22 protein-coding genes and 1 tRNA gene are annotated in these 23,504 nt (G+C 58.1%); 2 read left to right on the top strand and 21 right to left on the bottom strand.

Going from position 1 to position 23,504, the window contains the following annotated elements:
* Positions 1-9: 9 nt before the first annotated feature.
* Genes ccmI through ccmA form a run of 9 tightly spaced genes read right to left on the bottom strand, consistent with a single transcriptional unit; the run spans position 10 to position 6,966 of the window.
* Positions 10-1,221: a c-type cytochrome biogenesis protein CcmI gene (gene ccmI / locus ABVR31_RS06275; protein WP_372772132.1), complete on the bottom strand. Its 1,212-nt coding sequence runs from the start codon at positions 1,219-1,221 to the stop codon at positions 10-12.
* Positions 1,221-1,676: a cytochrome c-type biogenesis protein gene (locus ABVR31_RS06270; protein WP_288422093.1), complete on the bottom strand. Its 456-nt coding sequence runs from the start codon at positions 1,674-1,676 to the stop codon at positions 1,221-1,223. The genes ccmI and ABVR31_RS06270 overlap by 1 nt, the downstream gene beginning before the upstream one ends.
* Entirely contained in the window at positions 1,673-2,230 is a 558-nt protein-coding gene (locus tag ABVR31_RS06265) for a DsbE family thiol:disulfide interchange protein (RefSeq protein WP_010617464.1), read from the bottom strand. Before ABVR31_RS06265 ends, ABVR31_RS06270 begins: the two co-directional genes overlap by 4 nt.
* Entirely contained in the window at positions 2,227-4,185 is a 1,959-nt protein-coding gene (locus tag ABVR31_RS06260; RefSeq protein ID WP_058769877.1) for a heme lyase CcmF/NrfE family subunit, read from the bottom strand. The genes ABVR31_RS06265 and ABVR31_RS06260 overlap by 4 nt, the downstream gene beginning before the upstream one ends.
* Positions 4,182-4,667, bottom strand: coding sequence for a cytochrome c maturation protein CcmE (gene ccmE, locus ABVR31_RS06255; protein WP_021509145.1), 486 nt, complete (start codon positions 4,665-4,667; stop codon positions 4,182-4,184). The genes ABVR31_RS06260 and ccmE overlap by 4 nt, the downstream gene beginning before the upstream one ends.
* Positions 4,664-4,897: a heme exporter protein CcmD gene (ccmD, locus tag ABVR31_RS06250; protein WP_031280028.1), complete on the bottom strand. Its 234-nt coding sequence runs from the start codon at positions 4,895-4,897 to the stop codon at positions 4,664-4,666. Before ccmD ends, ccmE begins: the two co-directional genes overlap by 4 nt.
* The gene (locus ABVR31_RS06245) at positions 4,894-5,634 is read right to left on the bottom strand and encodes a heme ABC transporter permease (protein ID WP_058782040.1); all 741 of its coding nucleotides are present in this window, start codon (positions 5,632-5,634) and stop codon (positions 4,894-4,896) included. The genes ccmD and ABVR31_RS06245 overlap by 4 nt, the downstream gene beginning before the upstream one ends.
* 58 nt (positions 5,635-5,692) lie before the next feature.
* Entirely contained in the window at positions 5,693-6,352 is a 660-nt protein-coding gene (gene ccmB, locus ABVR31_RS06240) for a heme exporter protein CcmB (protein ID WP_058758454.1), read from the bottom strand.
* Complete coding sequence (gene ccmA, locus ABVR31_RS06235) at positions 6,352-6,966, bottom strand: cytochrome c biogenesis heme-transporting ATPase CcmA (protein ID WP_104093049.1); 615 nt, start codon at positions 6,964-6,966, stop codon at positions 6,352-6,354. Before ccmA ends, ccmB begins: the two co-directional genes overlap by 1 nt.
* A 243-nt stretch (positions 6,967-7,209) precedes the next feature.
* Here ccmA and ABVR31_RS06230 point away from each other — a divergent pair, with 243 nt between their 5' ends.
* Both ABVR31_RS06230 and ABVR31_RS06225 read left to right on the top strand, forming a co-directional pair.
* Positions 7,210-8,142 carry a formate/nitrite transporter family protein gene (locus ABVR31_RS06230; RefSeq protein WP_058775841.1) on the top strand — a complete coding sequence of 311 codons (933 nt, stop codon included), beginning with the start codon at positions 7,210-7,212 and terminating at the stop codon, positions 8,140-8,142.
* 88 nt (positions 8,143-8,230) lie between these two features.
* Positions 8,231-8,305, top strand: a tRNA-Arg gene (locus ABVR31_RS06225).
* 34 nt (positions 8,306-8,339) lie between these two features.
* On the opposite strand, the gene ABVR31_RS06220 is transcribed toward ABVR31_RS06225, so the two are convergent.
* The 12 genes from ABVR31_RS06220 to ABVR31_RS06165 all read right to left on the bottom strand — a co-directional run bounded on the left by ABVR31_RS06220 (position 8,340) and on the right by ABVR31_RS06165 (position 23,501).
* Entirely contained in the window at positions 8,340-9,704 is a 1,365-nt protein-coding gene (locus ABVR31_RS06220) for a VasL domain-containing protein (protein WP_372772127.1), read from the bottom strand.
* A gap of 126 nt (positions 9,705-9,830) precedes the next feature.
* Positions 9,831-10,226: a hypothetical protein gene (locus ABVR31_RS06215; protein WP_372772125.1), complete on the bottom strand. Its 396-nt coding sequence runs from the start codon at positions 10,224-10,226 to the stop codon at positions 9,831-9,833.
* A 52-nt stretch (positions 10,227-10,278) separates the two neighbouring features.
* On the bottom strand, positions 10,279-10,734 hold the full coding sequence (gene tssE / locus ABVR31_RS06210; protein WP_372772123.1) for a type VI secretion system baseplate subunit TssE: 456 nt from the start codon (positions 10,732-10,734) through the stop codon (positions 10,279-10,281).
* On the bottom strand, positions 10,734-11,279 hold the full coding sequence (gene tssJ / locus ABVR31_RS06205; protein ID WP_127834381.1) for a type VI secretion system lipoprotein TssJ: 546 nt from the start codon (positions 11,277-11,279) through the stop codon (positions 10,734-10,736). Before tssJ ends, tssE begins: the two co-directional genes overlap by 1 nt.
* Positions 11,257-12,342 (bottom strand): type VI secretion system baseplate subunit TssG, encoded by a 1,086-nt coding sequence (gene tssG / locus ABVR31_RS06200; protein WP_372772121.1) that lies wholly within the window; start codon positions 12,340-12,342, stop codon positions 11,257-11,259. Before tssG ends, tssJ begins: the two co-directional genes overlap by 23 nt.
* On the bottom strand, positions 12,306-14,060 hold the full coding sequence (gene tssF, locus ABVR31_RS06195; RefSeq protein WP_372772119.1) for a type VI secretion system baseplate subunit TssF: 1,755 nt from the start codon (positions 14,058-14,060) through the stop codon (positions 12,306-12,308). Before tssF ends, tssG begins: the two co-directional genes overlap by 37 nt.
* Before the next feature lie 41 nt (positions 14,061-14,101).
* Positions 14,102-15,703 carry a type VI secretion system protein TssA gene (tssA, locus tag ABVR31_RS06190; RefSeq protein WP_058758396.1) on the bottom strand — a complete coding sequence of 534 codons (1,602 nt, stop codon included), beginning with the start codon at positions 15,701-15,703 and terminating at the stop codon, positions 14,102-14,104.
* A complete protein-coding gene (locus ABVR31_RS06185; protein ID WP_372772117.1) occupies positions 15,700-19,140 on the bottom strand; it encodes an ImcF-related family protein in 3,441 nt (1,146 codons plus the stop codon). Before ABVR31_RS06185 ends, tssA begins: the two co-directional genes overlap by 4 nt.
* Positions 19,124-20,182: a hypothetical protein gene (locus tag ABVR31_RS06180; protein ID WP_372772115.1), complete on the bottom strand. Its 1,059-nt coding sequence runs from the start codon at positions 20,180-20,182 to the stop codon at positions 19,124-19,126. The genes ABVR31_RS06185 and ABVR31_RS06180 overlap by 17 nt, the downstream gene beginning before the upstream one ends.
* Before the next feature lie 77 nt (positions 20,183-20,259).
* The gene (locus ABVR31_RS06175; protein ID WP_059009080.1) at positions 20,260-20,517 is read right to left on the bottom strand and encodes a PAAR domain-containing protein; all 258 of its coding nucleotides are present in this window, start codon (positions 20,515-20,517) and stop codon (positions 20,260-20,262) included.
* An 18-nt stretch (positions 20,518-20,535) separates the two neighbouring features.
* A complete protein-coding gene (locus ABVR31_RS06170; RefSeq protein WP_372772113.1) occupies positions 20,536-22,983 on the bottom strand; it encodes a DUF2235 domain-containing protein in 2,448 nt (815 codons plus the stop codon).
* Positions 22,971-23,501, bottom strand: a complete 531-nt coding sequence (locus ABVR31_RS06165; protein ID WP_372772111.1) for a DUF3304 domain-containing protein — start codon at positions 23,499-23,501, stop codon at positions 22,971-22,973. The genes ABVR31_RS06170 and ABVR31_RS06165 overlap by 13 nt, the downstream gene beginning before the upstream one ends.
* Between the last annotated feature and the right edge of the window lie 3 nt (positions 23,502-23,504).

Genomic DNA, 23,504 nt, shown 5'->3' with positions numbered 1-23,504 from the left:
TGTATCGCTTCAGGGCTGCTGCTGATTGACCTCAACAGCCATCGGCTGGTGACCATCCCAGGGGGTGACCGCGCTTAAACCAAACCAGTCGCCGGACTGCGGATTAGCACTACCATCGCGCGAAATGCGCACCCTGACCTGCACCTGATGCTGCGCCGAAAGCAGGCGATCCGGCATCATGGCGTTGCTGTCATCCAGCGTAAGCGATAGCGGGAAGTGGCTGAGCGGTAAACGCTTTACAGCCACAGGCACCGGTGAAACACCGTCAGACACAGAAATATACAACACTCCGCCCGGCGGTAACATTTTTTCTGCCTCTGGCGTTAAGCTCACCGTCAATGCCAGCTGGCTATTTTGCTGTCCCGCGTCGGTTTTCGCTTGTTCAATGCTGCGCTCTATCATGGTAATGCGTCGATCGCCGGCCGGCAGCAGCTTCAGCATAACCTGCCACGCGCCAATCGCTTCGCCATACTGCTGCTGTTCAAAGGCATTGAACGCCAGCAGACTGAGGGTGCGCACGTTGCTGTGGTCGCGCTTCAGCAGGTCTTTCAGCAGCATATTGGCCTGGCGGTTATCCTGCGGATCGCTGGAGCGCGTCAGCACTTCGGCATAATCCTGCTGCAGTTCAAGGTTGTCCGGCGCCAGCTGCAAAGCGTGCTCAAAGGCCTGGCTGGCATCGGTGGCGTTGTTCAGCACCATGCCGAGGCGGCCCAGCATCGCCCAGTCATTGAGGTTTTGCGGATCGTTTTGCAGCGAGGTGCGCAGGCCGAGCTGCAGACGCGCCAGCTCTTCCATGGTCAGCGGCTGCGCATTGGGATCCATCACCCGCGCGCGCAGCACCGGGTACTCCTGCTGCACGCTCTGCCAGCCCGCCAGCTGGGCGAGGCCACCGGTTTTCAGATAAACGCCCACCGACACCAGCACCAGGACGATCACGCCCGGCAGCAGTACCCAGCGGCTGCTGTGATGCGCGCGTGCCGCCGTGTCGCCCGGCACGTCGGTCAGCAGCGTTTGCTGCAGTTCGCGCACCATCTCCGGACGCTCACTGACCACGCCCTCGGCTTCATCATGCTCCAGCTCGCGCAGGCGCTGCTGATAAAAATCGGTGTTCAGGCGATCGCGATCGCCGCTGCTGGCCTGACGCTGCCGCCAGCCGGCACCGACAAACAGTGCCGTCGCCGCCGCCAGTAAAATAATCAGGGTAATCCAGAATCCAGTCATTAAGGCTTCCCGTCACGCTTCAGAATCGCCGCAAGGCGCTGTTGTTCATCGTCATCCAGCTCGCTGCGCGCGTTGCCGCGTCGGCTGCGCAGAATAATAATCAGCCCGCCGAGCACCACAAACAGCGCCGGCCCAACCCACAGAATCAGCGTCGACGGCGTCACCGGCGGTTCATAAGTGACGAAGTTGCCATAACGCGCCACCATGTAATCAATGATCTGCTGGCGGCTCTGGCCCTGCTTCATCAGCTCATACACTTTTAGCCGCATGTCGGCGGCAATCATCGCGTTGGAGTCGGCAATACTGTTGTTCTGGCACTTCGGGCAGCGCAGCGATGCGGTTAGCTCGCGATACTGCTCCTCCTGCTGGACCGAATCGAACTGATAAGTATCGATTGCGGCCCACAGGCTGGTGCTCAGCAGCAGACCCGCGAGCAACATAAACAGCTGTTTCATACGCCCGCCTCTTTGCTGTATTTCTGCCACAGCGGCTTCACCTCTTCATTCCACACCCGGTCGTTCATGTCGCCGGCGTGGCGGTAACGGATAATGCCGTGGCCGTCGATCAGGAAGGTCTCCGGCGCGCCGTAGACGCCGAGATCCAGACCGAGCATGCCGTCGCCGTCATACAGGCTCAGCGCATACGGATTGCCGAGCGTGTTAAGCCAGGTGACGGCTTTGCTGCGGTCATCTTTGTAATTGAGGCCAACCACGCGAATGCCCTGCTCCGCCAGCGTGTTGAGATATTGATGCTCGGCGCGGCAGGTCGGGCACCAGGTGGCCCAGACGTTCAGCAGCAGCGGTTTGCCATCGGTCAGCACCTGCTGGTTATAGATTTTACCTGGCTGATCCAGCGCTTCGAGTTTAAACACCGGCACCGGTTTACCGATCAGCGCCGATTCGAGGCGCGTAGGATCGTCACCGCTGGCGTTGCGCGTCAGCTGCCACAGCAGCGCCGCCGCCAGCAGCAGAAACAGGACTAAAGGAATAAACAGGATTTTTTTATTCATGCCAGTTCCTCGCGCTGCGCTTTTTTGCGCGAGCGGTAGCGCGGATCGAGCAGGCACAGCAGGCCGCCCACCGCCATAAACACGCCGCCGAACCAGATCCAGCGCACAAAGGGTTTGTAATAAATACGCACCGCCCAGGAACCGTCATCCAGCTCTTCGCCCAGCGCCGCGTAGAGATCGCGCGTGAAGCCGCCGCTGATCGCCGCTTCCGTCATCATGGTACGCGCTGCGGTATAGAAGCGCTTCTCTGCATGCAGCACCGCTTCTGGCTTACCGTTGCGTGTGACATCGATAATCGCCACGCCGCCGCTGTAGTTGGGGCCCTGCAGATTGTGCACGTCGCGGAAAATAAAGTGATAGTTGTGGATATCCACGCTGTCGCCGGCCTTCATGCGCACGTCACGCTCAACGCTGTATTGGGTGCTGAAGGCAATGCCCACCACCGTCACCGCCACGCCAAGATGGCCCAGCACCATGCCCCAGTGGCTGCGCGACAGATGGCGCAATCCCGCCAGGAAACGGTGCCGGTGGGTAGCGCGTTCGTGCAGCTCCATCAGCGTCAGCAGGATCACCCAGATGGCCATCAGCAGGCCAATCACCGTCATCGCTTCGATGCGATCCTGCAACAGCCACGGCAGCACGATCGACAGGATCAGCGTCACCAGCAGACCCACACCGAGCCGCTTCCACAGCTTTTGCGGCTCATCGCGGCGCCAGCGCACCAGCGGCCCGATGCCGAGCATCAGCGCGAACGGCGCCATCAGCCAGGTGAACATGGTATTGAAGAACGGCTCGCCAACCGAAATGCTGCCCAGCCCGAGCTGTTTATGCACCAGCGGCAGCAGCGTACCGAGCAGCACCACCAGCATTGCGGCAATCAGCAGCACGTTGTTGCCGAGCAGAAAGGATTCGCGCGACCAGGCTTCGCTCTGCACGCGGCTGCGCACCTGGCCCCCTTTCAGAGCGTACAGCAGCAGCGAACTGCCGATGACAATCACCAGGAAGGCGAGGATAAACATACCGCGCGCCGGATCGGAGGCGAACGAGTGCACCGACACCAGCACGCCGGAGCGCACCAGGAAGGTGCCCAGCAGGCTTAATGAGAACGCGGTAATCGCCAGCAGCACCGTCCATGACTTAAAGCTGCCGCGTTTTTCTGTCACCGCCAATGAGTGCATCAGCGCAGTACCGGCCAGCCACGGCATAAAGGAGGCGTTTTCGACCGGATCCCAGAACCACCAGCCGCCCCAGCCGAGTTCGTAATACGCCCACGCGGAACCGAGCACGATACCAATAGTCAGAAATACCCATGCCGCAGTGGTCCACGGACGTGACCAGCGCGCCCAGGCGGTATCCAGCCGGCCTGCCATCAGCGACGCAATGGCAAAGGCAAACGCCACCGAGAAGCCAACATAGCCCATATAGAGCAGCGGCGGATGGAAGATCAGCCCGATATCCTGCAGCATCGGGTTGAGGTCGCGCCCATCAATCGGGAAGTTCGGCAGCGTGCGGGTAAACGGATTCGAGGTGAGGATGATGAACAACAGGAAGCCGAGGTTGATCATCCCCATCACCGCCAGCACGCGCGCCAGCGCATCCTGCGGCATGCCGCGGCTGAAAATCGCCACCGCTAATGTCCAGGTGCTGAGCAGCAGTACCCATAGCAGCAGCGATCCTTCATGCGCGCCCCAGGTGGCGGCGATGCGGTAATACACCGGCAGCAGCGAATTGGAGTTGGTGGCAACGTAGCCGACGGTAAAATCGTTGACCACAAACGCGTGCACCAGCACGAGGAACGCGGCGGCGATGCACAGGAACATGCCCCAGGTGAGCGGACGCGCCAGCGCCATCAGCCGGCCATCCTGACGCGCCGCGCCCCACAGCGGATAAATACTCAATAACAGCGCTAAGCCCAGCGCCAGACACAGCAGAAAGCTGCCAATTTCCGGCATCATGATTGCGTACCCGCCTGCTGATAGGCCGCTGCCGGTCCGTTATGATTCTTCTTCATTGCGTCCTGAATTTCCGGCGGCGTGTACTTCTCATCGTGCTTCGCCAGCACCTCTTTGGCGTTGACCAGGTTGCCGTCTTCCAGCACGCCCTGCGCCACCACGCCCTGCCCTTCGCGGAACAGATCCGGCAGAATGCCTTCGTAGCTGACGCTGACCACGCCGTTGGCATCATATAGTTTGAACGACACCGCCAGCGTTTTCGGATCGCGTTTGACGCTACCGGGCATCACCATGCCGCCGACGCGCAGGCGCTGTCCGGCCTCCGGCTTCTGGTGATCCTCACCTTTGCCGTACAGAATTTCACTCGGGGTGTAGAACAGGTCGATGTTGGAACGCAGCGCGTACATCACCAGCGACGTGGCAAGGCCTAAGCCCACCAGCACCGCCACCACCACATACAGGCGGTTACGACGACGGATATTCACACGGACTCTCCTGCTGCTTCACTGGCAGCTTGTTTGGCTTTTGCCGCGCGGATGCGGCGCTCGCGGGACTGACGCTGGCGAATCTCTGCCAGCAGGCGGCGACGGAACAACACGGTGTGCAGCACCAGACCGATCAGTGGAATCAGCGTAAAACACACGGCCAGCCAGACGTAAAAGGCATAGCCGCCCATGGCGAAAAACTCGCTCCACGATGAGAAGGCAGGGGTCATGCTTTGCGTCCTCCCTGCGCCACGTCAATCGCCCACGGGCGGTGACGCTCGGTAAACAGAATCAGGTTGCGCAGACGCATCAGGGTGAGCGCACCAAACACCAGCAGATAGCCGAGAATCGACCAGCGCAGCGGCGTGCGCATGCTGGGATCGATCGCCTGTTGCAGAATGCCGGACGAGCCCTGATGCAGCGTGTTCCACCACTGCACGGAGAAGTGAATAATCGGCAGGTTAACCACACCGACCAGAATCAGGATGCCGGCCGCGCGTCCGGCGGTGCGGCGATCGTCGAAAGAGTGATAGAGCGCAATCACGCCCATATAGAGGAACAGCAGCACCAGTTCAGAAGTCAGACGCGCGTCCCAAATCCACCAGGTGCCCCACATCGGCTTGCCCCACGCCGAGCCGGTCACCAATGCGATAAAGGTAAATACCGCCCCAACTGGCGCCATCGCGGCAGCCGCCAGATCGGCCATTTTCATCTGCCACACCAGACCGATAAAGGCGGCGATGGCCATTGAGGCATAGACGCCCATCGACCACATCGCCGCCGGCACGTGAATGTACATGATGCGGAAGCTGTTGCCCTGCTGATAATCCGCCGGCGCAAAGCCGAATCCCCAAATCCAGCCGAGCAGCAGCGCACCGACGCCCAGGATTGCGAACCAGGGAATCAAGCGACCGCATAGCTGGTAAAGCCGCTCAGGCTTTGCCCACTGGTGTAACCATTTCCACATTGACATTGCTCACACTAAACAAGAATTCGGATGGCGGCCTCTCTGCCGGAGGTCCGCCTTAATGCAGACTGATGCGCAGCGCGGCGGCGGTCGCAAATGGCGACAGCGTGGCGCTGACCGCCAGCATGGCGCCGAGAATCGCCAGATAACCGCCGATCGGTAACCCCTGACCGGCCGCATCAATCGCCGCGCTGGCAAAAATCAGTACCGGTATCGACAGCGGCAACACCAGTAAACTCAGCAATACGCCGCCGCGCCGCAGCCCGACGGTCAGACCGGTGCCAATCGCACCGAGAAAACTCAGAGTTGGCGTGCCGATCAGCAGCGTCAGCGCCATTGCCCGCCAGCCTGCAAAATCCAGCGACAGCAGCAGCGCCGCCAGCGGCGAGAGTAAAATCAGCGGCAGCCCGGTAATCAGCCAGTGCGCAATCACTTTGCCCAGCACGGTGATTGGCAGCGGCGTCGGCAGCAACAGCAGCTGCTCCAGCGATCCATCAAGAAAGTCGTCGCGAAACAGCCGCTCCAGCGCCAGCAGCGATGCCAGCAGCGCGGCTACCCAGGCGACGCCAGGCGCGATGCGCGCCAGCTGCTGCGGCTCAGGGCCAATGCCTAACGGGAACAGCGTAATCACGATCAGAAAAAACCACAGCGGATTAACCACTTCCGCGCCGCTGCGAAAGGCAATCTTTAACTCACGCTGAATAACCCGGCCAAGCATCACGCCCACTCCGATGTAAGACGAATTTTGCGCACGCGCGCATGGCTGTCCGGCAGATCCTGATGGGTCGTCAGAATCACCACGCCACCGTTATCGGCATGATCGGCGAAGCGCGCCATTAATTTTTCCACGCCGTGTTTGTCGATGGCGGTCAGCGGCTCATCCAGAATCCACACCGGAGCCGGGCTGAGCCACAGTCGCGCCAGCGCCACGCGCCGCTGCTGCCCGGCAGAAAGCTGTGCCACCGGCACCTCTTCGTAACCCAGCAGATTGACCTGCTCCAGCGCGTCATACAGCGTGTCTTCGCTGCGATCGCCGTGCCAGAAATGCAGATTCTCCCGCGGCGACAGCACCGATTTCACGCCCGGATGATGGCCGAGATACAGCAGGTTTTGCTGCCATATTTCGCGCTGCCGGCGAATCGACTGCTGCTGCCAGCGTACTTCGCCCTGCTCTGGCCGGCTTAACCCCGCCAGCAGTCGCAACAGTGAAGTTTTGCCTGCGCCGTTGGGCCCTTCGATTTGCACCACATCGCCCGCCTGCACCTGAAAACTCAGTCCGTGGAACAGGGTTCGCTCATCGCGAACGCAGGCGAGATTAATCACTTCGAGCATAGAAGGGAGATTCATAGCAATAAATGAGGCGGGAATAATACCACACTCAAACCAGGGGCCGAAGTCTGTGCGCAAGCTCCCCCTTCCCCCAAATGAGGTATTCATGCGCATCAGATCAAGAAAGCGCTCAAAAAACCATCTTTGCTAATCTCTTGTTACTCTTAATTTGAATCTTTGTAACATTTCGCCCTTGCTAAAAGCGTCTACGCTTATTACGCACTGGCATTATCACCGGGAGAAAAAATGAAGCCATCGCCATCAAATAACACGCATGACAATGACGTGGACAGTGAAGAAAAAGAACAGGGAACGGATATCGAAGTGGACGAAGACGCCCTGCCCTCGCGGGCTGCGGCGATACATGAAGAGATTCGGCAGGACGGTGAAAAGGAGCTGGAACGCGACGGCATGGCGCTGCTGTGGTCAGCGATTGCCGCCGGCTTATCAATGGGCGCCTCGCTGATGGCGAAAGGCATTTTTCAGGTACACCTCGCTGGCGTGCCCGGTGCCTATCTTCTGGAGAATCTTGGCTACACCTTTGGTTTTGTCATCGTGATTATGGCGCGCCAGCAGCTGTTTACCGAGAATACCGTCACCGCCGTACTGCCGGTGATGCATAAACCCACCGGCGGCAATTTTATGCTGCTGCTGCGGCTGTGGAGCGTGGTGCTGATCGGCAATTTGATTGGTACCGCGCTGGGCGCGCTGGCGTTTAATCATATGCCGATTTTCGATGACGCTACGCGCCAGGCCTTCACCGCCATCAGCGAGAAAGTGATGGAGCACACGCCGGGCGAAATGTTTGCCAACGCAGTGATTTCAGGCTGGATCATCGCCACCATGGTGTGGATGTTTCCTTACGCTGGCGGTGCCAAAATTGTGGTGATTGTGATGATGACCTGGCTGGTGGCGCTGGGCGATCTGGCCCACATTGTGGTCGGTTCGGTTGAAGTGCTGTATCTGGTGTTTGCCGGCACGCTGCCGTGGCAGGAGTTTTTGTGGCCGTTTGCACTGCCCACCCTGCTGGGCAACATCACCGGCGGTACGCTGATTTTTGCCCTGATCAGTCACGCGCAGATCCGTAACGACATGAGCGAAGCGGCCAAAGCCAAAGCGCGAGCCGAACAGAAGCGTAAAGAGAGACAGGAAAAGCAGAAAGATCAGGAAAAAGCGTGATCACCACCGCCTGATTGCTGACACTTTGAGCAAACAGGCGGCCCACGGTTAAAATCCCCTGCACGGTGCGCTATACTGCGCGCCGCACGTCTCCTTAGTTAAATGGATATAACGAGCCCCTCCTAAGGGCTAGTTGCAGGTTCGATTCCTGCAGGGGACACCAGTAACAGCCCTTCTGCTTTGCATAACCGCTTCGTTTATTGCTCCTCTCCCTCTGCCACCCCAATGCTGTTTTTCATCTGCCACAAGGTGTAAACCTGCGATCGCAGGTGCTGTTCAAGCTGGCGGATAAGCTGTTGCCGCTGGGGCGCACTGGCTGGTAGCGAGTGAATTTGCCGCAATTGTTCCTCGATGGGCTCAGCCTGCTGAAAACGGGTCATCATGCCAAATACTGAGGACTTCAGTTCACTCACTGTGATGTATTTGCCTTTTTGCTCATCCAGTCCATTCAGACGCTCGCTTAACTGCGCCAGCTTCATCATCCCCTGATGCCAGGCCGCAAGGTTTTGCGCTGGCAACGTGCTGGCCTCAAGCTGATGCAGCCACCGTGCTGATAAAGAACCCGCCTGTTCCGGCCACAGCGCCTGCGCCTGCTCCACCAGCTGCTGGCCATACGCAATATTCCAGTCGGGCGCGAGTTGCTCCAGACGAGATAACTGCTGCTGAGTGTCGGCAAGCAAAGCTGGCGCTAAGGACGTCCGCTGCCGCAGCACATCCCGCTGCTGTGGCGTGAGAGTGGCGGGCACAGGAGCCAGCGATGCCACGAGCTGAGCCTGCAGTGGATCGGGCCGGTTCAGATATTGCCAGCCGCCCACCGCGACCACGCTGATAAGCAGCATGGTAAACATCCCGGCACTGAAAAATTGCCACTTATTACGACGGGCCAGCGCCGCTGTCTGCACCTTTATCTTCGGCTGATGTTGCTGCTGCGCGACATAAACCCATCTGGCGCTATGCGGGGTTTTCGTTTCATGCGGATGTGCGGATATCGCCCCGGTATCTATCGTGGTGCCGGGCAAGATGTCGCTGGTCGTATCGTCACGGCTTTCCAGCCTGGCGGCACTGTTGTGCATCAGAGCACGCAATGTATCAAGCTGGCTAAGATGTTTAAGCTTCAGCCGCTGTAATACGGTCCCCAGGCGGGTAAGCAGTTGTTCAGCACGATAAAGCTGACTCAGATCGCCATAATTCAGGGAAAGGGTGCGCATCTGCTGCTGCACGCGCTGGCTCAGGCTGGTGAGAATGTCCATGCGCGCGTGGATCGGTTGCGGCCACAGCGCTCCCCACTGATGGCTCACCAGCGCTTCCAGTAGCGCCAGACCTTCATTCAATCCAACCAGGCCGGCCAACTGCATGCGGGCAAGCGTGTACCAGGCCGCAGTCTGCAACTCCACTCCGTTTTGTTCGAACAGAGAAAGGCAGTGTTGTTCAACGTAAATCCAGTCTATATCCGGCCGTGCCGGATGGGTCAATTTGCTCAGCTCTTCACGCAGAGCAGCATAATCCGGCAGCTTACGCGGGTCGCTGCCGGTTTTAATCCGACGGGCAGGCATGTCATTCATGACTTATTGTCCCTGTGAGGTATTTACAGCGTGGGAGGATAATTAATTATGCAGTCTGTTTTTTTGCCTGTTCTGAGTGATGAACGATGCAAATATTTCTTTACCGCCCCCCCTTACCCGCCTTAATTAATATTGATTACCGACGCAAATAGGTAAATGCGTGTAGCCGGGTTGGCTGGCCATATAAAGCGGAGCGCAGGTTGGTTTTCGTGGTTGCAATTCGGTCTGATCCTGATGCTGAGTCACGGACTGTGGCTGTTTCTTTGATGTAACGATCTTTTTGGTCTGCGTTTTGCCGCTGTTAAGCGGTGATTTTACCTGCTGCGTGTTTTCTGACGAATCAAACCTGGAGCAAAATTTCTTCGACTGACTCAGACTTCCGTCATTACAAACAAAACGTCCATCTGAGGTACAGTGTGCAATACCACCCTTTGCACCAGAACAGGGTTTTCTGCCTCTGGCCGCCTCTGCCTGCAGAGTCACTAATAAGCTAAAAACCAACAGCGGTATCAATTTTTTCATATTCAAATCCATGTGTTATTTTATTATTCAGCCTCGTTCGTAATAATGCCGCTTAGATTTGCGCTTTACCATCAAGATATTGCTGCTGCCTGAGATGCCGCAACAGAACGCGCCCCTCCGGCATAAACTCAGTGCCGTACCGCACCAGACCGAATCCCTTCAGTTCCGCATCAATCGCGTAGCGCAATTCGCCGGGCTGCGCCTGCTCCAGCAGCACCACTCTGATGCTTTTCAGGCGCGGCTCATACCTGAGCAGAACAGCAGACAGGGTGCCAATCAGCTCATGGGCAGTGCCCGGCATGCCCTGCAGGATTTTGCTCATATCGGGCAGACCATAGTCCTGCAGATGCGCCAGCGTGCCGGCGCGGCAGTTGAGGATGCGCTGCATATTGTCGAGTACGGACAAAATCACCTGATTTTGTTCGCTGACCTGATCGAGGGCCAGGCCGCCGGTGAAGTTGCCGGTGAGCATTTCGTACAGCGAAGGTGTGTTATGTCCCTGGGGCATCAGTCGTCCTTGAGCGGTTGCAGTGTCAGATGATTGTTACCGGCTTCCAGAATGCGCGGCTTATCCGGGTCAAGGTCTTCACGCCCTATCACCAGCTTCCAGGTGTTGTTAACTCTATCCGGATGGCGGAACAGCCCTGCCACGGCGACAAACTGCGCATCTTCTTCCATTGGCATATCGAGGTTCGCGTCACCGCCAGGTTTTACCACCACATCCCGGGTCGCCAGCAGATCGGCTTTCAGGATCGTGTCGCCATCCCGGAGTAGCTGCTGATAGACCGTTTTGTCGAAGGTTTTACGGTCTTTCAGCTGCCAGACCCGAATAACCACCGGCTCAGACAGCGAATTACTTTCACGGGAATCGGTGTTCAGCGCCTCACGGGCGGTGAAATCCAGGTGCAGCACCTTAATCTTTTTGTAAAACACGGCGTTAAATGCCGATTTGGTGCCATCGGTGATACCCTGCGTCACCCCACACCCCGTCAGGCTGAACGCCAGTAGCGCAGGTAGCCAGCATGCGGATTTAATCAAACTTGTACGTAACACGTCGGTTTCCTTGTTGTGATGATGCAGGCTCCAGCCCGGCGTAATAACCCAGTTCCGTGGTAAAGGTCTGCGGAATATCCTCCGGGAGATCTTCATCTTGCGCGCCCAGTACGCCATTCATCCCCAGCCAGAATGGGCCTTCGCCGAGCGGCGGCGCAACCAGCAGGCGGGTTCGGGTGGTCAGGGTGATTTTTGCTTTAAAGCGCCAGCCGAGATACACCCGCAGCATCACCAGAAAGTCCTGATACAGCAGGCCGTCCGGTTTCCAGCCCTGTGATTCCTGCTCGTTATCGGTGGACAGAGCAATCAACAGCTGGCTGTTGGCATCCATCGCCTCTTCACCCAGCGGTGTGTTGCCATTCAGCAGAAAATCGTCATCGCCGTAAAAGCCCAGCGGCTGGCTGACTGCCACTGGTCGCAGGCAATACGGGCTCACCTGCACCGTCGTGTCGGGTGCCAGCAGGCTCACCAGGGCCTGTATTCCCTCCTGGGTTTTACCTGGCTGCTGCAGCACACCCAGCAGCGCCAGAAATCGGGATACCGGGGTGGCGATGTGCTCTGCGGTGCCCGGTATCCCCAGTCCCACCAGACCCAGCAGTGACTGCGAGATAGCGTCAGTACCGCCGGGCTCAAATGTGGCCGGGTAGGAGTATTTACGCCAGACACGGTAAAACTGCGTCAGGATACGGTGGCTGAAGATATCCAGAAAACCCTGCAGCGCTTCGTGCCCTTCGCGGCGCTGGGTGATGTCATCAAGGTACGCTGTGGGCAAAGGAGAATCGACACCATACATCCCCATAAAGGTCGTGCGGATGAGCGGTGGCTTGCTGTCATCCTCCTCGTCATATTCGACAGTCTTTATTTCGCTGGACGGAAATCCCATCCCCGGATGTGGCGCAAACCGCACCGGGTCATCCGCCGGGTGGCTGGTCGAGCCCATCGGCGGCCTGCCAGGATTACGCTTCTCCAGCAGCTGGCATAAGCGGTAAAAGTTGATGCGGTGAAGGTCGGCTTCCAGCCGCGGGGTCAGCCGGGAATGCGGCGGTTGTGCTTCTCTTCCCATTCCAGGCGCTCTCCGGTCGGTTGCAGGATGATAATCAGGCGGTTGAACAGATAGATATCGGTATACAGCGCAAAGAAACGGCTCAGCATCTCGCCGAACAGACAGATGTCGCCGCGCCCGGCAAAGCCGTGGCTGTCCAGCGTCACCTCAATCTGCACACCACGTACCAGATAGCCCTGTTCGAAACGCTCGGTTTCGCTGTGCTTCACGTCAATGATGGCTTCCAGCCGACGGCGGTTCATCTCACTGTCGGTCCATTCGTACAGCGCCAGGGTGCCGCGCAGCACGTCGGCATTGTCCATCATCGACAGAAATCCGCTGCCGAGATGGCTCAGCACGCGCCAGTGGAAACGGTCCTGCGCCGGTGGATAACAGGGTAGTGTCGGCGCACACAGGTTACGCACGGCGATACTGGCTGAGGTGGTTTTCATCACCGTATCAAGCACCGTGCTCTGCAGAGCACGTCGTGGCAGCTGGCCGTTGGTGCCGGTGAGCGTCAGCGACAGGCTTTCGTCTTCCGGCACCGTGTGGTTATCAAACGCTTCACCGCCGAGGATAAGCCAGGTGTTATGCAGTCCGGACGGACCGCGACGCACGCGCGTGTGGTAGTAATATTCCGGGGCCTGATGGCGCATCATGCCGCCTTTGTGGCGAAAGCTCGAAAACGGTACGTAGATATGCTGGCTGGATGACATCACCGAATCCACCGCATAAATCTCAGTATGACCATCCTGCACGCGCATCGGGCGCAGCATGTATTCGGTCTGCAGAGAGTTAAGCGTCAGCGGATCAGATTCCAGCGGGAACAGGTTAATCACCGGCACACAGTTCAGGCGCAGATGCTTTTCGGTAAAGCTGAAGTCATGTTCCCAGCGCTCCGCCAGCACCACGTCGATTTCAAACCAGGAGAGCTCAGCCGGAAAGACCACGGTCTCCAGCCCACGCAGGCCCGTGAACATGAATTTCTCGCGGAAGGTGAAATACTCCAGCAACAGCTGATAGCCGCTGAAACTGCTGCTGCCCTTCGGCCACAGGTCGTCGTTATCGCCAAAGCCCAGCGCGGTGAAATACCCGTCGAGCGGTCTTCTGTCCATGTCACCCGGTAAGCGCAGCCACAGGCGGGCGACATTCATGGTGAAGGCTTCATGCATGGCACAGGCCAGCGGCGCGTCGGCGTTGAAATACAGCGGAATACAGCTGAGGTCGATGCGCGTCCAGTCAGCGAGGTCACTGCAGTGAAAACGCAGATTGATAACCGAACGCCCGTCAGGGTCAGTCGACAGACGGGCATGTTCCAGCGACAACGGTTGAAGAGTCATCTCTTTGGTGGTGGTATACCGGCAGCGCGTGCCCTTCTCGCCGATCGGCCGCGAGTTCACCTCAAAACCTTTGACGATGCGCATCGGCTCTTTCATCTCGCGCCAGTCAGGGGTGAATTCCACCACCGACATGGACGGAATGGTACGCAGGTAATGTGGCCACAGCAGGCTGACCAGCCCTTCGGTTAATTCGGGCAAGTCATCATCGAGCTTCTCGCGCAGCCGGCCCATCAGGAAGGCAAAGCCCTCGAACAGCCGCTCCACGTACGGGTCGCGCGCCCCCGCTTTATCGAGATTGAGCATTGCCGCCTGCTCGGGGTGAGCACGGGCAAACTCTTCACCGGCTTCCAGCAGGTAGCGCATTTCAGCGTCGTAGTAACGCAGGGTTAAATCATCCATAAAAACCTGAATATGTGTGTTTGAAAGGTATGCCTGATGTTTTAGCCGCAAAGCACCGCGCTGCTGGCCGGATCGAGCGCAATCAAACCCGCCAGAAGCTGGTCCATCTCTGGCTGTAACCGTGATTTATCGGTTTCACTGCGTGTGGCTTTCATGCGTAGTAGTCTGAGGCGCCGGGATTTCACTTCAAACAACAGTGCCGGTGTCCACTGTGTGAGGGTGATGGACTGTGCGGCACTGTCGAGCTCTCCCAGCAGATGCAGGGCCAGTTCATTTTTGCCCTTCTGCTCGGCCACGCGGGCCATCAGCAAACGCAGCAACCATCTGTCTTTTGTCGAGTCGGTGCCCGGGCGTGTCTGTAGCCAGTGGAGTGTGGCGTCCAGACCGTCAGTGTCCGCTTTATCCAGCGCTTCCGGCTCAAGCGCCAGAATATCGTTGTCATCCGTGCTGGCGGCGCTGACCGGCTCATCCCGCCAGCCGGAGATGTCGTCCAGTACGCTCTGGTTTATCCAGTTTAGCGTCACTTCATCGGCAAACGGCGTACCGTCATTAAAGGCCATAGTTTCAAGCCCGGTAAGGCGACGCAGTAATCCTTTCAGGTCGGCGGCGATGATCCCGGCAAGCACCTCCTGCCCCGATTTCATCAGCGCCTGATGGATATACCACTGCAAATCCAGCCAGAGGTGATTAGCGCCACGCGAAAAGGCGCTGTCTGCCTGCTCCAGTATTTCTCCCCAGCTCTGCTGCAGATACAGACGTTTGAGCATGGCACGCTGGTCTGCGCGCGGCGGATCTATACGGGTTTTGCCTTGTGCATCCGGAGCAGGAATGCTGTGCAACGTGTCATGACGCAGGCTTTTCATCAGCCGGTGTGCGGCAAGCCAGCCATCGGGTTGCTCACGCAGATATCCGGTCAGGGTGCGGGCCTGGGCCAATAAATCCTGACCGGAGGTGATGCGGCTCAGCACTGGCGCATCTGGCTCCGTCACAGGCGTGGAGATCTGTGACGGAGCCTTATCACCTGCATTCTGCGGTACCACGGCATCCACACCACCGGCCTTCATCAGGCGGGATTCCAGCGCGCTGTACAGGGCATTCAGCTCTGGCCGCGACGCTTCCGGCTCTGTGTCCAGACTGTCGCGCAACAGCAGCAGCGCACCGGCAGTGCGCAGTGCATCGTCGCGAATCACTTCCGGCCAGAGTGACAGGCTGTCCAGAACACGGGAGCCTGCGAGCCACTCCAGCGCCGGTTTACGGCTCCGCTCGCGCTGAGGATGAAGCTGCGTGCCATAGCGCTGTAGCAATCCCGCCAGCAGCTCAAGTCCTTCGGCAAAACCGGCTTCACCGTCCTGGTGCAGGCGCGCCCAGCAGTAATAAGTCGCAACGCGGATATCTTTGGCCGCAGTGGTCAGCAGTTTTTCGGCAAGCGTACAAATCAACCCGGTATCAATGCCGGAGAGCTTATTGACCTCTTCGCGGATACGCTGAAAATCATCATCATAGCCCGGGTCTTCACCGGTCGGACGGGTATCGCTTAACGGCGCAAGCCAGGACTGCCAGTTTTCCGTGCGTGCCTGCGCCTGTTGCCGCAGCTGAGTTTCGTCAGCCTGACAGGCTGTGACCAGATTCTGCAGTGTGCTCATTCTTCGACCTCCTCCATGTCACTGTTTGCGGTGTTAGCCATCAGCGCCTGCGCGGTGGCCGCGCTGTCGACACTGAATATCTGATCCGGCAGCGTGAAACCGCGCAGATCCAGCAACGCCAGCGGACCTTTCCCGAGTTGTGAGCGCAGCACCCACTGCAAAGTGCGACCGTCCGGGGCAGTAAAGCTCATCATCCACTGGCTGCGGTCAAGCTGCTGGCGTTTGCCCTGGTCCAGCCAGCGAATAAAGCCCCAGGTCCCGCTGTAATCCCCGAACAAACGCGCACCAGCGTTGACCGAGGTCCAGGTCAGCATCGTCCCCGGCTTGTAAGTGTCACCCGGCCAGCGGAAGCTCTGCCAGTCGGCCATCTGGTTGAAGTAGTGCAGCTTTTGTCCATCAATAATCAACTGGGTCTCCACTACCTGCGGTACAGGACGCGCCTGCAGCTCAAAGCTGATGCCCTGGCTGCCATCGGTGAACAGAATGTCTGACAGTTGGCTCAGCTGATTAATCGCCCGCAGCAAGGCCGGGTTGAAGCTCAGCCCCTGGCTGTTGACCTTATCCGGCACCCACTGGCTGCCCTCTTTGTGCAGCACCCCGTTGAGCTCTGTGGTCAGGAAGCGCTCGATACGCCCGCTGTCCTTGCGCACAAATTCAGCCAGCATGGGTAAAGAGGCATCACTTTTGCTGGCGGCAAACGGGAAACGTCCGTCAAAGGCAGTTTGCCAGTTGGCGACAACCGAGCGGCTCCATTTATCATTCAGGCTCGCCGCCGACGGCTGAAGCACGGTCTCCCAGGCCTGAGTCAGAGGCTGGACAAACATCGTGCTGCCAAAACCACTCCACTCTTCGCCCAGGCTTGCCGAAATCAGACTGCCGTACTGCTGAGTGTCGGTAAGATCCACACTTTTGCCCTGGAACACGGTCTGCGCCAGAGTCTGCATCATTGCCTGCGGATCAGAGGCGCTGGCCACCTGCTGCAGGCGCAGGCGCACGCGGGTGATGCGGGTCAGATACGTCTGCAGACTCAGTGACGTGTCCGCCGACATAACGTTGCTGCCTTTGTTTTTACCTAAAAGCTGAAGCAGTGGGCCAAAGGTGTCATCCAGCGGGCCCTGAGGCCCTGATGCAGGCTGGTCAATCGCTGGTTTGTCCTGTCTACTTACGAGATCTTTAGCCGATTTGATAATGGAATCCGACAGACTTTCGCTGTGCTGGCCGGTCTGCCCCTGCCAGGCAATCGTATTCATCAGGGCAATCAGTGGCGACTGGCGGACATCGCTCATCAGCGTCAGCTGGTCGGTAACGTCTGCGATGTTGTTCGCAGGGTTAAGTCGCAAACTATTAAGAAAGCTCAGCCAGCTACCGGCAAAGTCGGTGAAGTAACGTTGCGTCAGACGTGCTTTCAGGGCCTCCGGCGACAGATCTGAGGAGACCGCTTTCCGGCTGTCACTCAGCACCCAGTCAATTTCATCCCGGCGAGAGTTGGCGGCCTTTTCGATAGCCTGCTGAATACCGCCCTCCCACGCCTGACGGGTGAACATGCCCGGTACCGCTTCATCAGTGGTGAACAGGCGGCGGGCATCAGTACCGCTGGTCATGTCTTCCAGGGACACATCGGCAAAGTTACGCCGCACCGATGTGAGCATGTTTTCATACAGCGTGCTTTCGGCGTTACGCCGGCCAATCTGTTGCAACAAAACCTGGCGGCTCTGGCTCACCAGCTGCGCATCCGGGGTGATTTTCCACTGTGGTTGCCCGGGCAGTTCGTTGATGTAGAAAGCCCACAAATCCGGCGCCAGGCTTTGCCACAGACCGGTTGACATGCCCTTTCGCGTCGGCTGCACGGCTTTCATGGTCTGGGCGTAATACGCACCGTCGGCTTTATCCGGACGCGCCATCATCAGCCAGGCCTTCAGCTGGTCATAGCCCAGCGTCGCCAGCTGAGCGCGCCGATCGCTGTTCGGTTCGGAATTCACCAGCGCATTGAGTTTTTTTGTCAGCGCAGCACTGGCCGGATCGCGGATCAGGCGGTTGTCCGCCACGCCATACCAGGGCAGCAATGCCTCAAGCAGCTGCGGATTATGGTCCAGGCCAAAACGCTGATACCAGGGAGCGCCTTCCTGAATACGGTGCTTCAGGCGGCCGGCATGATTACGCAGCGTATGCAGCGCCGTCAGTTGTTCATCCGATACCGCAGGATGCTCCACCAGGGCATGGGCCTGCGCAGCAACAGAAACGATCTGCTGACGGTTGACCGCGAACGACAGCAGCGTTCCCGCGCCCCAGATACCCATGATGGCCATCAGCGTCCAGGCAAGCGTCTGTTCCCACGCCATACCGACACGGCGGCCACGAACACGGGTACAGTCGTCCACGATACCCTGCCAGGTCACCGGCAAAGTCAGTGCATGGCGCTGTGATTGCGGGATATATTTCTCTGCGTCGGCTGTTTCCTCTGTCGGATGAATTGAGTGCCTGTCCGGCAGGCTGAACATCAGACCACGCAGCGGAACGCGCTGCTGGGAGGCTGTCAGCCATGGCACCAGTTGCTGAGCCCAGCAGGCGATACCGCCGTCTTTGAGGTGCTGACCCAGGCGCAGCAGGAAGTCGTGGCCGTTGTTCTCAGCGACCTGGCTCACCCCCTGCGTACGCAGGTCCGACAGCATCCGTTCAAGCTGACGACAAATATCGTCAGGCTCAGCACGCAGGGGAAAAGTAGCCCCTACCGTCTGTTCAGTACGTTTTGCCTGCGACCAGGCGCTGTCGCACAGCTGCCACAAATAAACCGGGGCGGAATAGCGCAGCAGTTCGCTGATTTTTTCCAGGCCGCGTAAATCGTTGTCACTGATTTGCGGAGCCAGATTAAACGACTGCGGCATGACGCGGACAATCCCGTCCAGCGGGCGCCCGCGGCGCAGTTTACGCAGCGCGGTGTATTTTTCCTTATCGGGCTCAGCAGTCAGACTGCCGCCATAAATCAAGACCGTGCGGTTGCCTTCCAGCCACTGGCGGGCTTGCAGATTGGGCACCAACTGAGCGATGGCGTTTTCATCGCCTGTGACTAACAGCAGGCGGACTTTACTTCGCCAGAAGAGGCTATAACGACGACGGAGATGGTTGCTGATGTCCGCCCTGAGCGGCAGACGGAGCGTTCTTTTCTTTTTGACCGGTCTGGAAGAAGCCTCTCCCATCACTTTTTCCCGAATCATTAAATGAAAAGCGATAAACCCCAGCACCAGTAAGCAGAGCGACACTCCCCAGACAACAAAACAGGCCGTCATGATTCGACGTATCACGTCCCATTCCGTGGAGAGACCTTCCCCCCAATACCACCACAGTAACCCACCTGCCAGCACAAGTAGCGTGACAGTAGCAACAAACAACACCGCCGTGGCAAACACCGAAAATTCAGCGGGTTTATTTTCCTTCACCATAAGGTTTAATAATTCCAAGAGCGAGAGTATGTAGAGGATCTTTGGCTATCCAGCCGCAGGGTTGTTGATAATTTTTTGCGTAAAGAGCCGCCAGAATCAGCACGATAAGCATTTCCATATCACCGGGGTTCCCCCAGTTGAGGTCCTGAACGTGATGGGTCACATTCCAGCCGCTTTGCGCCAGGGCGGGCAGCGCCGGCTGTGAGAACAGCATGCAGGTGTCATGCGGCGTTTCGAGGTCGCTTTGCTGCTCCGCTCGTTCGCAGACTGCGGTTAAAACCTCTTTCCCGGCGATATCGTAAACTTCCCCGCGGGTGAGACTGACCAGCCCTTTCTGCGCGACCAGACACAGTGCAGCGGACTCACCGGCAGGCTGCGCAGAATTAAACGAGGCAGCTATCGAATGACACCCGGCGACCAGAATGGCCTCTGTTTCAGGGAGCGTTTGAGCCGTTGCGGCAAGTGCAGACAACGTCTCTTCGCCTTGCCATGTCTCCGGTTTTTCAGGAAGCGCCACGTCCGGAAATGAAACCTGCATTTGGCTACAGAATGCATGCCAGGCATCCAGAGAACCCTGCCAGTAGCAGCGCCATAAGTGTGGCAGAGAGGAATCTGCGCGCTGCGTCCGCCATTGCAGCACCAGCATTTTTGCCAGCAAAGCCTCGCGATCAGCCAACGTATCGACCAGCGTTCGACCGATACGCAGCGCTTTCCCGCTCGACTCATTTTTTATCTCAGGAACCCGATGCTCCCGCTTTAGCAGCCGCAACCAGTGTGGCGTATCGGTCCCGGCAGGGCCCAGCAGCACCATTTCACTAAGCGCGAAACGGTGCTGATGCCGCTGCCACCAGGCCTGCTGCTGCTGCTCAACCAGTTGTTTGTAATACCGGGCGTTATGGGCCGACGTCCGGTAATACAGCAAACGTATTAACCAGAGCACGCCCATCAGAATCACCGCTCCAGCCATTCCTTTTATCACCAGTCCGGCAGCGCTCCCGGCAGGATGAAGCAGCGCGCCGCCTCCCCCGCACAGCAACACCATCAGCACCCCCGCTGACAGCCATCGCTTGCCGTCAGGGGGGCGCGCCACCCGGTAGGGTGGATACTCCGGTAATGGCCTCACAGCTCAATGCCGCAATCGGGAAAAGAGCTCACCAGCGTGCAGCCACAGGCACAACGATGACCATGCAGCGCCACCGGCTGTCCGTCCACTTCCGATAACGAACTGCCTTCGCTGATGACCGTGATGCCATGTTTATTGCACTTCACTGCATCGCCTTTACAGGCGATCCCTTTCCCGAAGCAAAGATAATGCCCGCCCAGCACTTTCCCACCGTACTCCCGCAGGGTATCGCCCTCGCGTATCACTGCTTTCATCCTTCATCACTCCCTGAATCAGGCCGTTACGGTCGCCTTAAGATTTTCCGCCCAGCTGGACTCAATCATCGTTTTTGCCAGTGCCAGCCGCTGATCGCTGATGAGCTGCGTTTGCTGTGCCACCACTGTGCCTGGCTCCATCGTTGGCGCCTGCAGCTGTGCAGCGTTGGGCAGCATTGGCAGCGGTTTGCCGGAAAGCAGATCGATGGCCTGCGTTTCGAGGTAAACGGCACCCACGGTACCGGCAAGCCCCGCCAGTTTGCCCTTCGCGCTTTTCTGTCTGATGATAACGGCCGCGCCTGCGGCAAGGGTCGCCACCCCCACCACCGCCCCGGCAATCATCAACGGCGTCATCGGCTTACTGCTGCAACTGCCGAAATAGATCATCCGGTAGAGGAAATAGCTGCCCCAGGGTTCGCGGGAGCCGAAGGCGTTGTGCATAAACCACGCGCGGGAATCGTGGATCTGATCGTCAAACAGTGCCCGCACCAGCCCGCCAGGTTCAGTGGCGTTACTCGCTTCGCCGGCCGCCGGGAAAAGCACTTTTACACGATCGTCTCCGGCGGTTTTCATGCTGAGCCATTCGCCATACTCATTATCGTTATTCAGCAGGAAGATGGCGTTACTCATTGAATCAACGGCAGTAAAAATCCAGTTCCCGGTACCCGAGCGGGAGAGGCCGTGGTAATCCTCTCTGAACTCCTCTGCGGCCTGACGCAGCTGGGTTTGCCCCAGCGCGGCGTCGAAATCCTTTGGCCCCGGCGGGAGCATCAGGAAGCCATCTTCAGGTTTATGTTCGGCAATTTTTTCCTTACGAGCATCGTCAACTTTTTTTTGTGCTTCTTTCCAGTCATCCTCAGCCTGCTTTCTGACCAACGGATCGCTGTCTTTATCCAGCCCGTTCGCCGCCGAATCGACATAGAAGCGCTGGGTCTTGTAGGTTCCTCCGGCATAACGGTTAATACGCCAGGCGGTGATCCAGCCCATCTGATCTTCAAGGGCTTTCTCCAGGCTGACCGGCGCGCGCGGCGGATCGTATATTGCGGCTTGTTCGGGGAGAATCGGGACCATGGGCGAACTCAGACCGAGGGTAAGCTCGCGCCAGGCGTTGAAACGATTGATTAATTCAGGTGCTACTGCAAATTCTAGCTGAAGCTCAGGGGACATCTGTCGCCATAAATCCTTTTGTAAGTCTGTGGGAAGCGACAACGGGGATACTTTTAAAGGAGCACCTGAATTAAAAGCGCTTGCATAAAGGTCATGCAACGCCAATTGAGATAAAAGCAATCTATCAAATTCATCCTTTGCTTTTCCCTGATCGCCTGGCGGATAGCCTCCGCCTAAATCCGAGTGCATGCCAGGATAAACGACTTCTTCGCTGTTCGCCGGATATTTACCATCCGGACGGCGGATCGAATCCAGCGGGAAACACAGCCGCTGCTCGTGGGAAGAGACCAAGTGGACACACTTTTTAATCAACCCGCCGTAGATCTTTTCTGCCGGCAGCTCCTGGGTCTCGTCTGCCCAGCCCATATGCCCTTCCGCCACCGGGGCGATATGCGCCACGCCCACCGAGGCCACCGTATCCAGCAGGCCAAGAAACTCGACGCTGAGCGGGATTTTCAGCCCGCCTACCGCCAGACACTGCTCGGGCTTGTCCTTTCCCTCTTCAGGCTTTGGCAGCAGTTCGCTAAGCCAGCGGACAAAAGCTCGTGCTGCCGCTGCCCCGCGCGAAAAGCCGTACACGTACAGCTTGATTCCCAACAGCTTTGGCTTTCCGGGCTCGGTGGGTACCAAAGCCTTTTGCAGCTCTGGTGCCATATCATTCAGCAGGCTCTGGAAGGTCTCAAAACGGTTGGCAGCGCCGGTCAGCCCAAATGACGCCATAGAGGTCGCCATTTTATCCACCGCGCTCCAGCTCGCACTGTTCGACAGACTCTTCTTAGTTGTCGTCCGCTTCAGGGCATCGATAATTCGCAGCAGACCCCAGTTGATTCTGTCCTCCCCGTGGGTCGCTGTCGCCAGCCCCATCATGCTGAAATCCAGATCGCCCACCTCGGGAAAAGGCGTCCCGACGCCGGGGATATAATATTTGTAGTATTTGTCATCGCCGCTGCCGTCAGCATCCAGCAGCTCCTCCCCTTTTGCTACCCCCCCGGCAGCCCCCTGCCCGATGGTGGCGCGAAACAGACGGGCTATATTGGTGGGATGCTTCGGGTCAGCAATATATAAGTCGTGATTAAGGTTATTGCCGGTGCCGTCGAAAAACAGGCTGATGTGCACAGTCTTACAGCAGGGCGGTTCCACGCGCCGCCCTGCTGCCAGGCACAGCTCCTGCCGGTAGACTAACTCGTGGTTGTCCTGCTGCGCGCAGTTTTTGCCAACCAGCGCAGCCTTGGTGGGTAAACGCCCCTGAGCCGGGAACGCTGGCGGGAACCACGCCAGATCGGTAATTATTTTGGACATACTTTTGGCTCCGGCATCTTAAGGGGCTCTTTGATCGGATGTTCCGGATGGCCATAGTTGGCACAACTGGTCGTCACTTTCACCTCATCACAGGGCAGAAAATGCACCGTTATCCCGCAGATTTCTTGTCCCGTATAGTCCGGAACCGGTACCACCGCTCTGTGCTGCTTATTCTGGGCTTTTATTTTTTTTGCCCAGGATAAAAATTTTTGTTCATCGGCATAACCCGGAAAATCCATTGAGTATCCAACTCCTGTTTCCCAGTCTATTTTGACCGTCATACCCGGCCGCCACTTCGCCGGCACGCCATAGCAGCAGCCGCCACCGCCGCCCTGGTACGGCCCGATAATGTCTATCCCCGACTGACCGTCGACGCTGAAATGGTTGATTGCCCATCTGGTGTGATTAATTGCCTCTATGGTTCCGCCGCCGCCCCGGCTTTCCGCGTTCGCCGCAGGCTGATTACAGCCCGCCAGCAGCAGGGCACCCAGTACCACGAGGTAATGTCGTATTTTCATTTT

Origin of the sequence: Pantoea sp. WEP, assembly GCF_041678305.1 — a bacterium.
In the GTDB taxonomy this organism is placed as follows: Bacteria; Pseudomonadota; Gammaproteobacteria; order Enterobacterales; family Enterobacteriaceae; genus Pantoea; species Pantoea dispersa.
The sequence above is the reverse complement of the archived record's forward strand: the minus strand, read 5'-3'. Positions and strand labels throughout refer to the sequence as shown.

Coding starts and splice junctions, on each gene's coding strand:
- ABVR31_RS06215 (WP_372772125.1), bottom strand. CDS start 10,226: ATGAAAAAATTGATACCGCTGTTGGTTTTTAGCTTATTAGTGACTCTG.
- ABVR31_RS06245 (WP_058782040.1), bottom strand. CDS start 5,634: ATGTGGAAATGGTTACACCAGTGGGCAAAGCCTGAGCGGCTTTACCAG.
- ABVR31_RS06175 (WP_059009080.1), bottom strand. CDS start 20,517: ATGAAAGCAGTGATACGCGAGGGCGATACCCTGCGGGAGTACGGTGGG.
- ccmB (WP_058758454.1), bottom strand. CDS start 6,352: ATGCTTGGCCGGGTTATTCAGCGTGAGTTAAAGATTGCCTTTCGCAGC.
- tssF (WP_372772119.1), bottom strand. CDS start 14,060: ATGGATGATTTAACCCTGCGTTACTACGACGCTGAAATGCGCTACCTG.
- ABVR31_RS06165 (WP_372772111.1), bottom strand. CDS start 23,501: ATGAAAATACGACATTACCTCGTGGTACTGGGTGCCCTGCTGCTGGCG.
- ABVR31_RS06220 (WP_372772127.1), bottom strand. CDS start 9,704: ATGAATGACATGCCTGCCCGTCGGATTAAAACCGGCAGCGACCCGCGT.
- ccmD (WP_031280028.1), bottom strand. CDS start 4,897: ATGACCCCTGCCTTCTCATCGTGGAGCGAGTTTTTCGCCATGGGCGGC.
- ABVR31_RS06170 (WP_372772113.1), bottom strand. CDS start 22,983: ATGTCCAAAATAATTACCGATCTGGCGTGGTTCCCGCCAGCGTTCCCG.
- tssE (WP_372772123.1), bottom strand. CDS start 10,734: ATGCCCCAGGGACATAACACACCTTCGCTGTACGAAATGCTCACCGGC.
- ccmA (WP_104093049.1), bottom strand. CDS start 6,966: ATGCTCGAAGTGATTAATCTCGCCTGCGTTCGCGATGAGCGAACCCTG.
- ABVR31_RS06260 (WP_058769877.1), bottom strand. CDS start 4,185: ATGATGCCGGAAATTGGCAGCTTTCTGCTGTGTCTGGCGCTGGGCTTA.
- ccmI (WP_372772132.1), bottom strand. CDS start 1,221: ATGACTGGATTCTGGATTACCCTGATTATTTTACTGGCGGCGGCGACG.
- ABVR31_RS06270 (WP_288422093.1), bottom strand. CDS start 1,676: ATGAAACAGCTGTTTATGTTGCTCGCGGGTCTGCTGCTGAGCACCAGC.
- ABVR31_RS06185 (WP_372772117.1), bottom strand. CDS start 19,140: ATGGTGAAGGAAAATAAACCCGCTGAATTTTCGGTGTTTGCCACGGCG.
- ABVR31_RS06265 (WP_010617464.1), bottom strand. CDS start 2,230: ATGAATAAAAAAATCCTGTTTATTCCTTTAGTCCTGTTTCTGCTGCTG.
- ABVR31_RS06180 (WP_372772115.1), bottom strand. CDS start 20,182: ATGGTGTTGCTGTGCGGGGGAGGCGGCGCGCTGCTTCATCCTGCCGGG.
- tssG (WP_372772121.1), bottom strand. CDS start 12,342: ATGGGAAGAGAAGCACAACCGCCGCATTCCCGGCTGACCCCGCGGCTG.
- ABVR31_RS06230 (WP_058775841.1), top strand. CDS start 7,210: ATGAAGCCATCGCCATCAAATAACACGCATGACAATGACGTGGACAGT.
- tssA (WP_058758396.1), bottom strand. CDS start 15,703: ATGAGCACACTGCAGAATCTGGTCACAGCCTGTCAGGCTGACGAAACT.